The sequence below is a fragment of the Streptococcus sp. 2020WUSS084 genome (assembly GCF_044427445.1).
GTDB lineage: Bacteria > Bacillota > Bacilli > Lactobacillales > Streptococcaceae > Streptococcus > Streptococcus suis.
Genome location: NZ_JAOTGC010000003.1, coordinates 1 through 14,566, shown reverse-complemented (window position 1 = coordinate 14,566; position 14,566 = coordinate 1). Strand labels below are relative to the sequence as shown.

14 protein-coding genes are annotated in these 14,566 nt (G+C 37.0%); all 14 read left to right on the top strand.

The window, feature by feature from the left end; all coding sequences use genetic code 11:
- Window positions 1-157: 157 nt before the first annotated feature.
- Window positions 158-1,039: a diacylglycerol kinase family protein gene (locus tag ODU50_RS02420; protein WP_105152902.1), complete on the top strand. Its 882-nt coding sequence runs from the start codon at window positions 158-160 to the stop codon at window positions 1,037-1,039.
- A gap of 9 nt (window positions 1,040-1,048) precedes the next feature.
- Entirely contained in the window at window positions 1,049-1,252 is a 204-nt protein-coding gene (locus ODU50_RS02415; protein WP_024394586.1) for a DUF951 domain-containing protein, read from the top strand.
- Between the two features lie 104 nt (window positions 1,253-1,356).
- Window positions 1,357-1,716, top strand: coding sequence for a helix-turn-helix domain-containing protein (locus tag ODU50_RS02410; RefSeq protein WP_105152903.1), 360 nt, complete (start codon window positions 1,357-1,359; stop codon window positions 1,714-1,716).
- 83 nt (window positions 1,717-1,799) lie between these two features.
- Window positions 1,800-2,915, top strand: a complete 1,116-nt coding sequence (gene ychF / locus ODU50_RS02405) for a redox-regulated ATPase YchF (protein WP_105152904.1) — start codon at window positions 1,800-1,802, stop codon at window positions 2,913-2,915.
- A 53-nt stretch (window positions 2,916-2,968) separates the two neighbouring features.
- A complete protein-coding gene (gene pth / locus ODU50_RS02400; protein WP_105152905.1) occupies window positions 2,969-3,538 on the top strand; it encodes an aminoacyl-tRNA hydrolase in 570 nt (189 codons plus the stop codon).
- Window positions 3,538-7,032 carry a transcription-repair coupling factor gene (gene mfd, locus ODU50_RS02395; protein ID WP_105152906.1) on the top strand — a complete coding sequence of 1,165 codons (3,495 nt, stop codon included), beginning with the start codon at window positions 3,538-3,540 and terminating at the stop codon, window positions 7,030-7,032. Before pth ends, mfd begins: the two co-directional genes overlap by 1 nt.
- Window positions 7,033-7,081: 49 nt before the next feature.
- A complete protein-coding gene (locus ODU50_RS02390; RefSeq protein ID WP_004194330.1) occupies window positions 7,082-7,354 on the top strand; it encodes an RNA-binding S4 domain-containing protein in 273 nt (90 codons plus the stop codon).
- The gene (locus tag ODU50_RS02385) at window positions 7,341-7,709 is read left to right on the top strand and encodes a septum formation initiator family protein (protein WP_004194327.1); all 369 of its coding nucleotides are present in this window, start codon (window positions 7,341-7,343) and stop codon (window positions 7,707-7,709) included. The genes ODU50_RS02390 and ODU50_RS02385 overlap by 14 nt, the downstream gene beginning before the upstream one ends.
- Window positions 7,706-7,819: an SP_0009 family protein gene (locus tag ODU50_RS02380; RefSeq protein WP_004194325.1), complete on the top strand. Its 114-nt coding sequence runs from the start codon at window positions 7,706-7,708 to the stop codon at window positions 7,817-7,819. Before ODU50_RS02385 ends, ODU50_RS02380 begins: the two co-directional genes overlap by 4 nt.
- A 12-nt stretch (window positions 7,820-7,831) precedes the next feature.
- Window positions 7,832-9,112 (top strand): serine hydrolase, encoded by a 1,281-nt coding sequence (locus ODU50_RS02375; RefSeq protein ID WP_044753840.1) that lies wholly within the window; start codon window positions 7,832-7,834, stop codon window positions 9,110-9,112.
- Window positions 9,113-10,381, top strand: coding sequence for a tRNA lysidine(34) synthetase TilS (gene tilS / locus ODU50_RS02370; RefSeq protein WP_044753838.1), 1,269 nt, complete (start codon window positions 9,113-9,115; stop codon window positions 10,379-10,381).
- Between the two features lie 7 nt (window positions 10,382-10,388).
- The gene (gene hpt, locus ODU50_RS02365) at window positions 10,389-10,931 is read left to right on the top strand and encodes a hypoxanthine phosphoribosyltransferase (protein ID WP_044753835.1); all 543 of its coding nucleotides are present in this window, start codon (window positions 10,389-10,391) and stop codon (window positions 10,929-10,931) included.
- A gap of 21 nt (window positions 10,932-10,952) precedes the next feature.
- Window positions 10,953-12,926, top strand: a complete 1,974-nt coding sequence (gene ftsH / locus ODU50_RS02360; protein ID WP_105152907.1) for an ATP-dependent zinc metalloprotease FtsH — start codon at window positions 10,953-10,955, stop codon at window positions 12,924-12,926.
- A gap of 632 nt (window positions 12,927-13,558) precedes the next feature.
- Window positions 13,559-14,029, top strand: a complete 471-nt coding sequence (locus ODU50_RS02355) for a sigma-70 family RNA polymerase sigma factor (RefSeq protein ID WP_053867433.1) — start codon at window positions 13,559-13,561, stop codon at window positions 14,027-14,029.
- The last annotated feature ends 537 nt before the right edge of the window (window positions 14,030-14,566 follow it).

Genomic DNA, 14,566 nt, shown 5'->3' with positions numbered 1-14,566 from the left:
TTGTTCGTGTTTTACACTCCAAATCTGACCTAATCAACTGTGCGGGGGCGGGAAGACGAACTCTTTTTTTGACCAGTCGAGTTCTTTCCCGCTCCCTTTATGTTATACTAAAAAATAGCACCTAGCTTATTTTTATATATTTAGTGATGGGGAATAAATGACGTTATATATATTAGCTAATCCTAATGCTGGTAGTCATACTGCTGAACATATCATATTCAAAATAAAAGAAAGTTATCCACAGCTTGCAGTTAACATTTTTATGACAGTTGGGCCTGAGGATGAAAAAAATCAAATAGAGGCTATTTTAAAGGAGTTTGTCAGTAGTGAGGACCAATTAATGATTTTAGGCGGAGACGGCACCCTATCTAAAGCCTTGCGTTTTTGGCCAGCTAGTCTACCGTTTGCTTATTATCCAACAGGATCTGGAAATGATTTTGCAAAAGCAATGAATATAACATCGCTCTATAGAAGTGTAGATGCTATTTTAGAGGGAAAAACAAGTCGGATATATGTTTTAAACAGTTCACATGGAACGGTTGTAAACAGTATGGATTTTGGCTTTGCAGCTCAAGTTATCAATGGTTCAACGAATTCAATTTTGAAAAAAATTCTGAACAAGGTAAAACTTGGGAGGTTAACTTATCTATTCTTTGGTATTAAAACATTATTTTCAAAACAAGCTATAAACTTAGAATTAACTCTTGATGGAAAATCTTATCAGTTAGGTAATCTCTTTTTTATTTCTGTAGCAAATAGTCTTTATTTTGGTGGAGGAATCATGATATGGCCAACAGCAAGTGCTAAAAAGAAGGAAGTAGATATTGTTTACTTCAAAAATGGAAATTTCTACCAACGTCTACAATCATTGTTAGCCTTATTAACGAAGAGGCATGAATCTTCTCATACAATTCAGCATTTAACAGGGGTAGATGTAGTTTTAAAATCAAAAGAAAAATTATTATTGCAAATAGATGGAGAGATATGCACTGCAAATGAGGTAACGTTAACCTATCAGGAAAGAAGTATGTATCTTTAAGGAGGAAGTATGTATCAATTAGGATCCTTTGTCGAAATGAAGAAGCCTCATGCCTGTGTCATCAAATCGACCGGCAAGAAGGCCAATAAATGGGAAGTCATCCGTCTAGGAGCGGATATCAAAATCCGCTGTAGCAACTGTGACCATGTAGTCATGATGAGCCGGCATGATTTTGAACGAAAAATGCAACAAGTGCTGCCTAGTGAAACCTAGTTGACAGTTTGCAACTGCTGGTTGCGAATTTTTCCTAAAAAGTGCTAGTCAACTGTTCCTTTCTAAACTATAATAGACTTAGAAAAAAAGAGGAGGACATGACCATGAATCAGTTAGCACAGCAAATTCGAGTTTTACGCACAGCCAAGAACCTATCCCAAGATGAGTTGGCAGAGAAACTCTATATCTCCCGTCAGGCTGTTTCTAAGTGGGAAAATGGCGAAGCAACGCCAGACATTGACAAACTGGTCCAGCTGGCAGAAATTTTTGGTGTCAGTCTGGATTATCTGGTTTTAGGAAAAGAGCCTGAGAAGGAAATTGTGGTGGAACAACGAGGAAAAATGAATGTTTGGGAATACTTGAACGAAGAATCCAAACGACAGCTTACAAGAGGAGATTTTGTCTTTCTCATTCTTTTTTTCATTGTCTTCTTATGTGCAATGTTTATTAAGCATTATTTTTAACGAAGCTTGCCAATCGGCAAGCTTTTTCTCTATTTTTCTGCTATAATAGTCATGATTGAATTTTTAATTGGAGAGTAAAAAACATGGCTTTAACAGCAGGAATTGTCGGTTTGCCAAATGTTGGTAAATCAACCCTATTTAACGCAATTACAAAGGCAGGAGCTGAGGCAGCAAACTACCCTTTCGCGACCATTGATCCAAACGTCGGCATGGTAGAAGTGCCCGATGAGCGTTTGCAGAAGTTGACAGAACTCATCACTCCTAAAAAGACAGTGCCAACCACTTTTGAATTTACCGATATTGCTGGTATCGTAAAAGGTGCCTCTAAAGGTGAAGGGCTTGGAAATAAATTCTTGGCCAATATCCGCGAAGTTGATGCAATTGTCCATGTGGTGCGTGCCTTTGACGATGAAAATGTCATGCGTGAACAAGGCCGTGAAGATGCCTTTGTTGATCCTATCGCAGATATTGATACTATTAACCTAGAATTGATTTTGGCGGACCTAGAGAGCATCAACAAGCGTTATGCCCGTGTAGAAAAAATGGCCCGTACGCAAAAAGACAAGGATTCTGTGGCAGAATTTGCAGTTCTTGAAAAAATCAAACTTGTCCTAGAAGACGGAAAATCTGCTCGTACAGTTGACTTCACAGATGAAGAACAAAAAATCGTTAAGCAACTCTTCCTCTTGACCACTAAACCAGTCCTCTATGTTGCCAACGTCGATGAAGACAAGGTAGCAGATCCTGAGTCTATCAGTTATGTTCAGCAAATCCGTGACTTTGCAGCAACAGAAAATGCAGAAGTGGTGGTGATTTCTGCGCGTGCAGAAGAGGAAATTTCAGAACTAGATGATGAAGACAAGGGTGAGTTTTTGGAAGCCCTCGGCTTGACAGAATCTGGCGTGGACAAATTAACACGTGTAGCCTATCACTTGCTTGGTCTAGGCACCTACTTTACAGCAGGAGAGAAGGAAGTTCGTGCTTGGACCTTCAAACGTGGTATGAAAGCCCCTCAATGTGCTGGCATCATCCACTCAGACTTCGAAAAAGGCTTTATCCGTGCCGTTACCATGTCTTATGATGATTTGATTCAGTATGGCTCTGAGAAAGCTGTTAAGGAAGCAGGACGCCTCCGTGAAGAAGGAAAAGAATATGTCGTTCAAGACGGGGACATCATGGAGTTCCGCTTTAACGTATAATAGATAATCAGGTTGGAATGCATTTTCCAGCCTTTTGGTATTAAGGAGAAAAAATGACACGATTGATCATCGGTCTCGGAAATCCCGGAGACCGCTATTTTGAAACCAAGCACAATGTCGGCTTTATGCTGCTGGATAAGATTGCTAAGCGTGAAAATGTGACCTTTAACCACGATAAAATTTTTCAAGCGGACATTGCTACTACCTTTATTGACGGAGAAAAAATCTTTTTGGTCAAACCAACGACCTTCATGAATGAATCAGGTAAGGCTGTCCATGCCTTAATGACTTATTATGGTCTGGATGCAACTGATATTTTGGTGGCTTATGATGATTTGGATATGGCTGTTGGAAAAATCCGTTTCCGTCAAAAAGGATCAGCTGGTGGCCACAATGGTATCAAATCCATTGTCAAGCATATTGGAACACAGGAATTTGACCGTATCAAGATTGGTATTGGGCGTCCTAAAGGAAAAATGAGCGTTGTAAACCATGTCTTGTCTGGTTTTGATATAGAGGACCGTATTGAAATCGACTTAGCACTAGATAAACTTGACAAGGCTGTCAACGTATATCTCGAAGAAGATGATTTTGATACAGTAATGAGAAAGTTTAACGGATAATGAATATACTCGATTTACTTCACAAGAACAAGCAAATCAATCAGTGGCAGTCTGGCTTAAACAAGTCAACCCGCCAACTATTATTAGGACTCACTGGAACCAGTAAGTCATTAATCATGGCGACTGCCTATGATAGTATGGCTGAGAAAATAATGATTGTGACTGCTACTCAAAATGATGCTGAGAAATTAGTTGCAGATTTAACAGCCATTATTGGAAGTGAGAATGTTTACAACTTTTTTACAGATGATAGTCCTATTGCCGAGTTTGTTTTTGCATCAAAAGAACGGACTCAATCAAGGATTGACAGTTTAAATTTCTTGACAGATTCTACCAGTTCAGGAATTTTAGTTGCTAGTATGGCTGCTTGTCGGGTCTTATTGCCGAGTCCTGAGACTTATAAAGGTTCTAAAATACAGCTTGAAGTTGGTCAAGAAATAGAAGTTGACAAACTTGTAAATAATCTTGTCAATATCGGATATAAAAAGGTAGCTCGTGTCTTAACTCAGGGAGAATTTAGCCAACGAGGTGATATTCTAGATATTTTTGACATGCAAGCAGAAGCTCCTTATCGAATAGAATTTTTTGGAGATGAGATTGATGGCATTCGTATCTTTGATGTCGATAGTCAAAAATCCTTGGAAAATCTAGACGAAATCTCTATCTCTCCTGCTTCCGATATCATTTTGTCTTCGGAAGACTATAGCAGAGCTAGCCGATACATTCAGACAGCTATTGACAAATCGACCCTAGAGGAGCAACAGTCTTATTTACGAGAAGTTTTAGCGGACATGCAGACGGAGTACCGGCATCCAGATTTGCGTAAATTCTTGTCCTGTATCTATGAACAATCATGGACGTTGTTGGATTATTTGCCAAAGGGTTCTCCCTTATTTTTAGATGATTTTCATAAAATTTCCGATAAGCAGGCTCAGTTTGAAAAAGAAATTGCAGACTTGTTGACAGATGATTTACAGAAGGGTAAATCAGTGTCAAGTTTGAATTATTTTGTCTCAACTTATGCTGAATTGAGAAAATACAAACCTGCCACCTTCTTTTCAAGTTTTCAAAAAGGTTTAGGCAATGTAAAGTTTGATGCTCTTTATCAATTCACACAGCATCCTATGCAGGAATTTTTCCACCAGATTCCATTGTTAAAAGATGAATTGACTCGGTATGCGAAATCAAACAATACCGTTGTTATTCAAGCGAGTTCTGATGTGAGTTTACAGACTTTACAGAAAACTTTACAAGAGTATGATATTCATCTTCCAGTACATGCAGCAGATAAGTTAGTAGAAGGTCAGCAACAGGTTACGATTGGTCAGTTAGTTTCAGGTTTTCATTTGATGGATGAGAAACTAGTTTTCATCACTGAAAAAGAGATTTTCAATAAGAAAATGAAGCGTAAGACACGTAGAACCAATATTTCTAACGCTGAACGTATTAAGGACTATAGTGAATTAGCAGTTGGTGACTATGTTGTTCACCATGTTCATGGTATCGGTCAATACTTAGGAATTGAGACTATTGAAATTTCAGGCATTCATCGTGATTATTTAACGGTTCAATATCAAAACTCCGATCGCATTTCTATTCCTGTAGAACAAATTGATTTTCTCTCCAAATACTTAGCGTCCGATGGGAAAGCTCCAAAAGTTAATAAACTAAACGATGGCCGGTTCCAACGAACTAAGCAAAAAGTTCAGAAGCAAGTGGAGGATATTGCAGATGATTTGATTAAGCTTTATGCGGAGCGTAGTCAGCTGAAAGGCTTTGCCTTTTCACCAGATGATGAGAATCAGATTGAGTTTGATAACTACTTTACACATGTGGAAACCGACGACCAACTTCGTTCCATTGATGAAATCAAACAAGATATGGAAAAAGACTCTCCAATGGATCGTTTGCTGGTAGGAGATGTCGGCTTTGGTAAGACAGAGGTAGCTATGCGCGCTGCTTTCAAAGCAGTCAATGATGGCAAGCAAGTAGCTATTCTTGTTCCTACGACTGTTTTAGCCCAGCAACACTATGCTAATTTCCAAGAACGGTTTGCAGAATTTCCCGTCAATGTGGATGTTATGAGTCGTTTTAAAACAAAGGCAGAGCAGGAAAAAACACTTGAGAAGTTGAAAAAAGGCCAAGTTGACATCTTGATTGGTACCCATCGCCTTCTATCAAAAGATGTTGTTTTTGCTGATTTAGGTTTACTGGTTATTGACGAAGAGCAACGGTTTGGTGTCAAGCATAAGGAACGCTTGAAGGAATTGAAAAAGAAAATAGATGTCCTAACCCTAACTGCAACTCCAATTCCTCGGACATTGCAAATGTCCATGTTGGGAATCCGCGATTTATCAGTAATTGAGACTCCACCGACAAATCGCTATCCTGTACAAACTTATGTGATGGAAACAAATCCTTCCGTTATCCGAGATGCAATGCTTCGTGAGATAGATCGCGGAGGTCAGGTTTACTATCTTTACAATAAAGTTGACACCATTGAACAGAAAGTGTCTGAATTAAAAGAATTGGTTCCAGAAGCTACTATAGGATACGTCCATGGACAAATGTCGGAGATCCAATTAGAAAATACTCTCTATGCCTTTGTAGAGGGTGAGTATGATATTCTAGTGACCACAACAATCATTGAAACAGGTGTTGATATTCCAAATGCTAATACACTGTTTATTGAAAATGCAGATCATATGGGACTGTCAACTCTTTATCAACTTAGAGGACGTGTTGGCCGTTCCAGTCGGATTGCCTATGCCTATCTCATGTACCGTCCAGACAAGTCCTTGACAGAAGTAGCTGAAAAACGCTTGGAAGCCATTAAGGGCTTTACAGAACTAGGATCAGGTTTCAAGATTGCCATGCAAGATTTGTCCATTCGTGGTGCGGGAAATATTTTAGGTGCTGCTCAGTCAGGTTTTATTGATTCTGTGGGATATGAGATGTATTCACAATTGCTGGAACAAGCCATCTTGGAAAAACAAGGCAAGGCGTCTCAGCGTCAGAAAAGCAACACTGAGGTCAACCTACAGATTGACGCCTATCTACCAAGTGACTACATTGCTGATCAACGTCAAAAAATTGAAATTTACAAGCGTATAAAGAATATTGACAGTCGTGTCAACTATCAAGAATTACAAGAAGAATTGATAGACCGTTTTGGAGAGTATCCTGATGTAGTAGCCTACTTACTTGAAATCGGTCTATTGAAGTCATTTTTAGACCAAGTTTTCTGTCATACAGTTCTTAGACGACAACATCAAGTGACAGTGACATTCGAACCTATGGCTGGCCAAATTTTCCTAACGCAAGATTACTTCGAAGCACTATCTGCTACGAATTTGAAAGCTCAGATAACGGAAAATAAAGGAAAACTAGCTGTTGTGTTTAACATTCAACAGAAAAAAGAATATGAAATATTAGAGGAATTGATTTCTTTTGCCGAAAAATTAAAAGAAATTAAAGCAAGGAAGGCAGAATAAATTTCTCAAATACCTTGAAAAATGGTAAAATAATGAACTGAGGTAAAGTATGAGACTAGATAAATATTTGAAAGTATCCCGCATTATCAAGCGTCGAACAGTTGCGAAGGAAGTTGCCGATAAAGGACGAATAAAAGTCAATGGGATTTTGGCGAAATCTTCAACAGATTTAAAAGTAAATGATCAGGTTGAAATCCAATTTGGTAATAAACTACTCACTGTAAAAGTACTTGAAATGAAAGATTCGACTAAAAAAGAAGACGCACTGAAAATGTATGAAATTATCAGTGAAAAAAGGATAGAAAAAGATGAAGAAATCTAAAATTCTACAACTGAATAATGCCTTTATTCAGTCGGAGCGTAAAAAAACTCAGCATCAATTGGCAGAACGCCAACAAAAAAATCGTTTTATGGGTGCAATTCTCATTCTAGTTATCTTTCTTTTTATGTTGCCTGCCTATAATCTTGTTGGAACTTACACTAATATTCAGCAGCAGGAAAAGAAGCTTGCTGAATTGGAAAAAAATTACGAAGAACTGACCAAAGAACAGAAGCAGGAAGCAGAGATGGTTGCAAAATTGAAAAATGAGGAATACGCAGCAAAGTATGTTCGGGCTAAGTATCAATACTCTAAAGAAGGGGAATTTGTCTACAATATTCCAGGGTTACCAAAATGACCGAATCTATTTTTAAAATTGTAGAGCAATTTTTACAGCATTCTGATGAAAAATTAGAAGAGTTGAATCAAAAGAATAGAGAATTAAAGTTAGAAGAAAATGAATCGTAGAAAGGAGGGAGTATGCAGAAAAAACTGCTCGTATGGTTATTGCCAGTTTTATTTGGATGGCAGGTGGTCGATAGTACAGAAATACCATTTGCACTCACAGCGCAAGAAGAATACGAATTGACTCATACTATCTATGATCAGTATTTTCAAACTATCCCTCAAAACCCAAATGTTTTTCAAACTGAGAATCTTTATTCGGATGAAGAACTGACTATAGCAGGTGGACAATTACAGCCGAACCAACGTTTTTCTATTACGGATGTTCTAGTCAATAGCAAAAAAGAATTGGTTTTCCAAATAGATGACAAGGGTTACATTCTTGCAAGTAGGCATCTACTATTTGATGATGTAATTGTTACAGAAACTACTGTTGAGCAAACTTATTGGACAAAAAAAGGTTTCGCATTGCTAACCTCACCAATTGCTAACGAAGCTACGGAAATAAAAAATGATTTACAACCCTATCAAGCTGTTATGGTTTCTAAAATCGTAACAACTTCCCTAGGTGATTTTGCCTATGTTACAGATAAAGGTTGGATTGCAGTAAATAATCTTTCTAAAACGGATAATAGAGTAGAAGCCGTTCAAGAGTTGTTGACTAACAAATATTCCAAAGATACTATTGGTATATATGTGAAACAATTGTCAACAGGTCAAACTGCAGGTGTAAACCAAGAGAAACTATTCTATTCTGCCAGCATTGCTAAACTACCAATTCTTTATTACGTTCAAGAGCAACTGAATGCTGGGTATATTGATTTGACTACTAAAGTGAAATATACAGCCGAATCTATATCCTTCCCAGGAGCTTATGTTGCTGGAGGAAGTGGTTCACTGTCAAAAACTCCTGACAACAAAGATTATTCAGTGGAAGAATTGATCAATAAGACTGCTAAAGAGTCAGATAATGTAGCTAGTAATTTACTTTCTTATTATGTAGCTAATAAATTCGATTCCAATTTTTATCAAGTAATAACTGCTAAAACAGGTAGTGAGTGGAGTATGGTTACACGTGAAACTTCGGCAGAGGTAGCAGGAAACATGATGGAAACCATTTATAATCAAAATGGCTATGTGCTAGAAAGTTTGTTATCTACTCAATTTGATAATCAACGTATTTCGAAAGACATCTCAGTTCCAGTTGCTCATAAAATTGGCGATGCAGATGATGTCAAACACGATGTAGCGATTGTTTACGCAGGATCTCCTTTTGTTTTATCTATTTTTACAGATAAATCAAATTATGATGAGATTACACAAATTGCAAATGATATTTACAGGATTTTAAAGTAAATGAAAGATAGATTTTTAAAAGTGACACTGGATGGTCACTTTTTTGATAAACATAAGAAAGTACTAGTAGCCGTATCTGGTGGGTTAGATTCTATGAACCTATTCCATCTTTTATACGAATGCAAACAAGTGTTAGGGATTGAACTTGGAATTGCCCATATTAATCATGGACAGAGAGAAGAATCTGTCATTGAGGAAAAATATCTTAAACAGTTAGCAGAAGAAAGTAATGTTCCCTTTTATCTGTCCTATTTTGAAGGTGTTTTTTCAGAAGAAGCGGCGCGAAAATGGCGTTATGGATTTTTTGCTACAATCATGGAGAAGGAAGGCTACACTGCACTAGTGACAGCCCACCATGCAGATGATCAAGCAGAAACTGTCTTTATGCGATTGATTAGAGGAGGGCGTTTACGTCACTTATCAGCAATTCAAACGATTCAGCCTTTTGCAACAGGGGAACTTATTCGACCACTTTTATCTTTTAAAAAGGCAGATTTTGAAAAGATATTTCATTTTGAAGATTGCAGCAATGTAGATTTCAAATATTTTCGAAATAGAGTCAGAAATGACTATTTACCAAAGTTAAAACAGGAAAATCCTAAAATCGAACTTACTCTCAATAATCTTGCAGTTGATACAAATAATCTATTTCAAGCGCTAAGAGATTTGACACAGGATTTATCAGTTACAGATGTGATGAGTTTTCAACAACAGACACCTGCGGTACAAAGTTATCTATTAGAGGAATATTTTGAAAAATTTCCTGATTTACAGCTCTCTCGTCCACAATTTAATGAAGTATTACACATCTTGCGTTCAAAAGCTAACTACTATCATTTATTGAAAAATGATTACATGTTAGAGAAGGATTATCATCGTTTTCAAATTTATAAAATAGGACCAGAGACGGATAGTCAACCAGAAAAAATCATGATAAAATCAGAGGGTATTTTTTCTTACGGTTCATATATTTTTTCTCTCAATCATCCTTTGGAAGAAGCGGATAGTATTTTATATTTTCCTACAGAAAATCCAATTGTAGTGAGGAGAAGGCAGGCTGGGGATACCATTTTAATAAACGGAGTAAATAAAAAACTCCGCCGTTGGTTTATTGATAATAAAATCTCACAGAAAGTTCGACAAAATGCGCTTATTATCGAGCAGAATGGAGAAATTTATGGAATTACGAATCTTGTTAGCAGTGATTTGAGTAAATCAGTAAAAAATGATATAATCAAAGCTACCTTATATATAAAAATGAAAGAGTAGAACAACTATGTTGGACAAAGATATTAAGAAAATTCTTGTTTCAGAAGAAGAAATCGTTGTAAAATGCAAAGAACTCGGTCAAATTCTAGCAACAGACTATGCAGATAAGAATCCTATTCTTGTAGGAATTTTAAAAGGTTCTATCCCATTTATGGCAGAATTAATGAAACATATTGATGCCCATGTAGAAACGGATTATATGGTTGTTTCTAGCTACCATGGCGGAACGGAGAGTTGTGGTACCGTTAAGATTATCAAGGATTTGGACAATAGTGTTGCAGGTCGACATATCATCTTCGTAGAGGATATTATTGACACTGGTCGCACATTAAAAGAATTGAAAGAACTCTTTGCTTTGCGTCAGGCAGCTTCTATTAAAATTGCCACTCTTCTTGATAAACCAGAAGGTCGTGTTGTTGAAATCGAGCCAGACTACACTTGCTTTACTATTCCAAATGAATTTGTAGTTGGATTTGGCTTAGATTATGATGAAAATTATCGTAATCTTCCTTATGTTGGTGTACTCAAAGAGGAAGTTTACACAAAATAGAAAAAGGTTTCCTACTATATTATGAACAATCAACCAAATAAAGGATTTATAAAAAATCCTTTTCTCATTATTCTCGTTATTGCCACTATTGTTACAGCCTTTCAATTTTTTAACGCTGGTCAGCAAGTAGCAACTCAAGAAATCAGTTATTCACAAGTAGTAACTGAATTGAAAAATAATAATGTATCTGAAATTACTTATCAACCAAATTCAAGTGTTATTGAAATTACTGGTAAGTACAAAACAGAACAGGAAGCTAAAGATGAGTTAGCTTCATCTATTAAGTTATTCCAAGTTTCTAGTAAAGTTAAGTATAAAAACTTTAAGTCGCTAATTTTACCGTCAGAAACGAATTTGTCAGAGCTACAAGCTCTTGCAAATGAAAATGGAGTAAAGGTTACTATTAAACCTGAAAGTTCTAATGGACTATGGTTGAACATTATCTTTAATTTGTTGCCACTTGTTATTGCTGGTGTATTCTTCATGATGATGATGAACCAGGGTGGTGGTGGAGCACGTGGTGCAATGAACTTTGGACGGAATAAAGCTAAAGCTTTGGAACAAAGTAACATCAAGGTACGTTTCTCAGATGTAGCAGGTGCAGAGGAAGAAAAACAAGAATTAGTTGAAGTTGTTGAATTTTTGAAGGATCCAAAACGCTTTACTAAACTTGGAGCACGTATTCCAGCAGGTGTGCTACTAGAGGGTCCTCCAGGAACCGGTAAAACCTTGCTTGCCAAAGCAGTAGCGGGTGAAGCGGGTGTACCATTCTTCTCCATTTCTGGTTCAGATTTTGTTGAAATGTTTGTTGGTGTCGGTGCCAGCCGTGTTCGTTCATTATTTGAAGATGCAAAAAAAGCAGCACCAGCCATTATTTTCATCGATGAAATTGATGCTGTCGGTCGCCAACGTGGTGTCGGCATGGGTGGCGGTAACGATGAACGTGAACAAACCCTCAACCAACTCTTAATTGAAATGGATGGTTTTGAAGGGAACGAAGGGATCATTGTCATTGCCGCAACCAACCGTAGTGATGTTTTAGATCCAGCCCTTCTTCGTCCAGGTCGTTTTGACCGTAAAGTATTGGTTGGTCGTCCGGATGTTAAGGGACGTGAAGCAATACTTAAAGTTCATGCGAAGAATAAACCACTAGCAGCAGATGTAGATTTGAAATTAGTAGCACAACAAACACCAGGATTTGTTGGTGCAGATTTAGAGAATGTTCTTAACGAAGCAGCCCTTGTAGCTGCACGTCGAAACAAGACTGTCATTGATGCTTCAGATATTGATGAAGCAGAAGATCGTGTTATTGCAGGTCCATCTAAGAAAGACCGTCAAGTTTCAGCCAAAGAACGCGAAATCGTTGCCTACCATGAAGCAGGTCATACAATTGTTGGTCTCGTACTATCAAATGCACGTGAAGTTCACAAAGTAACAATTGTTCCCCGCGGTCGCGCAGGTGGATACATGATTGCCCTCCCTAAAGAAGATCAAATGCTTCTATCTAAAGAAGATATGAAGGAGCAATTGGCTGGTCTTATGGGGGGTCGTGTTGCGGAAGAAATTATTTTCAATACCCAAACAACCGGTGCCTCAAATGACTTTGAACAAGCTACACAGATGGCGCGTGCCATGGTTGCAGAATATGGTATGAGTGAAAAAATGGGACCAATGCAGTATGAAGGCAGACATGCAATGTTTGGTGGACAAACAACTCAAAAACATATTTCTGAGCAAACTGCATATGAGTTAGATAATGAAGTAAGAGATTTGCTAAATGAGGCTCGAAATAAAGCTGCAGATATTATTCAATCAAACCGTGATACACACAAACTGATTGCAGAAGCACTTCTCAAATACGAAACTCTTGATAGTGTTCAAATTAAATCTCTGTATGAAACAGGCAAAATGCCAGAGAATATTGAACACGATGACGAAGATGTTCATCCCCTTTCTTATGAAGAAGTAAAAGAGAAAATTAATACGAAAGAGTAGTATAAAAATACTCTGGGCAAGACATTCCATAACGGATCTGCCCTCACTCTCAACCACTAAAATAACCACCAAGCCTTCGCTAAGTACATAATCTTGGTGAAGGCTTTTTTACATGCTACACATCAGAAACAGGGTATTTATACTCATTTAAAATCAAAAATAGCCACCTACCACTCAAAGTGGATATGGAGCGTTTCGATTTTGTTATTTTTTTAGAAGAAAACAGCTACTTGAAATCCACAATCCTCAACTCAAACTTATAAATTAAAATTTCACATGTTATAAGTAGCTTAGACTTGCTATTTTTGATTTTTATTGAGTATTACAAGAAAAACGAATCAATAGTTATTTATCACAATCTTAGAAATATACAAATATAGTTTTAAACAGCTAGACCTTTAGACATAGCTATGGTTCTTTCAAGCCATACTGGTAGTGGAACTAAGAAATGAGGAACCAAAAACCAATATAATAACTCCCTTCTGGAGCAGAATGCAATGTTTTTCATAGAGTATCAATAGCAAATGCACTTTAAAAAAGAAAAATCAAATAAAGTAAGCTAGACAAAAATGTCCTGTAGAAAGCCAGCACTTTTCGATAAACTTAAACCATCAACAAAAGGAGATTAAGTAATGGACTTCGAAAAAGTGTATGCAAGCGTCAAAGGTATTGTAAACAAGGCTCGAAAAGAGTTTTACATTAAACTATGGGATCGAGATGATTGGGAACAAGAAGGAATGATGACCTTGTTTGAATTGTTGGAAGATCAACCGTGGCTAGTTGATGAACAAGTTCAATTATATTGTTATTTCAAAGTCAAGTTCAGAAATCGAATCAAGGATCGTATCCGCAAACAGGAAAGTCAAAAACGCAAGTTTGACCGTATGCCACATGAAGATATTCACGAATTATCTCACGCAATACAATCACCGGGATTGATAAACGATGAACTATTAATGTTGAGAGGTGCCTTGAGAGATTATCGAAAAAATCTGAGCAATGATCAACTTGATAAATACGAAAAATTAATTAGCGGACAATGTTTTAATGGTCGTCGTGAAATGATACGTGATTTACAAATTCATTTGAAAGACTTTCGCTAAAGCTAGTCACTAACATTATGTTAATCAAATTAAGAAATTGGGCAGAAGTATCATAAAAAGTTCTGTTCAGTTTCTTTTTATATAGGTTATAGCAAAGAGAAGAAGGAATAGGAGAGGAGTGACTAAATGTGATACTCAGCCAATAGTAACTTATACTCATTTAAAATCAAAAATAGCCACCTACCACTCAAAGTGGATATGGAGCGTTTCGATTTTGTTATTTTTTTAGAAGAAAACAGCTACTTGAAATCCACAATCCTCAACTCAAACTTATAAATTAAAATTTCACATGTTATAAGTAGCTTAGACTTGCTATTTTTGATTTTTATTGAGTATTAAGTGCTGGATTGACTGATTCAGCGGTATTATTTGGAATTAACCTTATTCTTTAGTATCTCCATAGAACTTTCGGTAAATTCTCAAAGTAAGTTCTAGTTCCCGTCCTTCCAGAAGTTACTTTGAGAAAACTGCATAAAATCAACAGAATTTAGTCTCAGACTAAGTTCTGTTTTTGCCTAAACTGCTGATTCAAGGGAG